Genomic DNA, 1,389 nt, shown 5'->3' with positions numbered 1-1,389 from the left:
GGAGTTATTGTCAAATCTGGTGTATGACCATCAGGCGGCGTCTCTGCCAGTTTGATCATCCACCTGCTCTCCATCCCGAAACTGGACGTTGTCCACGACCAGCTTCAGTTGGTCGAACCCCTTGATCCGCTTCCAGCGTTTTTGGGCGGATTGGAGTAATTTGAACACCATCGATAAGGTGGTGTCGCGAGAGCCGCAGGATCGGCTCTGCTTGGTTCTTAACCGCACGGTGGCGAAGGTGGATTCAATCGGATTGGTGGTCCGCAAGTGAATCCAGTGAATGGCCGGGAAATCGTAGAAGGCCAACAGCTCGTTCCGGTCCTTCTCAAGGTTTTCCATGGCCTTCGGGTACTTGTCCTGAAACCGCTTCAACGTGCTGTCAAAGGCCTTGTGTGCGCTGTCACGGGTCTCCGCCAGATAGATCTCGTGCAAGGCTGACTTCACTTTCGGTTGTACTGACTTGGGCAGCTTGTCCAGTACGTTAGCGGTCTTGTGCACCCAGCACCGCTGGTGCCGGGTTTCCGGAAACACCTTGCTCAGCGCTTTCCAGAAGCCCAGAGCCCCGTCGCCTACGGCCAGCTTGGGCGCATGATCCAGGCCACGTTCCCGCAAGCCAGTGAGCAGCTCACGCCAGCTGGCTTCAGACTCCCGGTGGCCATCTTCAACAGCCACCAGCTCCTTGTGGCCGTGCTCAGTGACCCCAATGATCACCAGCAGGCAGAGCCGGTCATCCAGGCGGACATTGCTGTAGACACCGTCCGCCCACCAGTAAACGTAGCGCTTCTGGCCCAGGTCACGGTGACACCACTCCTCGTGCTCCTTCAGCCAACTGGGCCTTGAGCCGGGTCACCGTATTGGCGGACAACCCCTTGGCCTGCTCACCGACCAAGGCGTTCAGAGCCTCCTGAAAGTCGCCAGAGGAGACCCCTCGCAGGTAGAGCCAAGGGATGAGCTCATCCAGACTCCGAGCCCGCTTCAAGTACGGCGGCAGGAGCTGGCTGTTAAAGCGAATGCCGGAGCCGCTGCGGTCTCTGACCTTGGGCACCTGAACGTCAACATCCCCAACGCCTGGCTGGATTGTGCGCTTGGGTAGGTGTCCGTTGCGCACCACAGCTTGGCGCCCATCAGGTGTTGAAACATCGGCATACTGGTTCAGCAAGCCCTGAAGCTCCGAACTCGACCGCCTTGGCAATCAGGTCACGGGCACCCTGACGGATCAGCTCGTGCAATGGGTCGGTGGTGGCCACCTCTGGTTGTGAAAGAGCGTGCAGGTTAGACTTGGACATGGCGTATCATTCCTCTGTTGGTTGTGATCTTGGCGGTGATCAACCAACAGGATACGCCACCCCTTCAGCCTGCTTCCATACACCAGAAATCACCATAGCTCGT

At 58.2% G+C, this 1,389-nt stretch carries 1 pseudogene; it reads right to left on the bottom strand.

Going from position 1 to position 1,389, the window contains the following annotated elements:
* Window positions 1-30: 30 nt before the first annotated feature.
* Window positions 31-1,286: pseudogene (locus B4967_RS02915) on the bottom strand (IS256 family transposase).
* Window positions 1,287-1,389: the final 103 nt, after the last annotated feature.

Source organism: Vreelandella lionensis (assembly GCF_002087295.1).
Lineage (GTDB): Bacteria > Pseudomonadota > Gammaproteobacteria > Pseudomonadales > Halomonadaceae > Vreelandella > Vreelandella lionensis.
The sequence above is the reverse complement of the archived record's forward strand: the minus strand, read 5'-3'. Positions and strand labels throughout refer to the sequence as shown.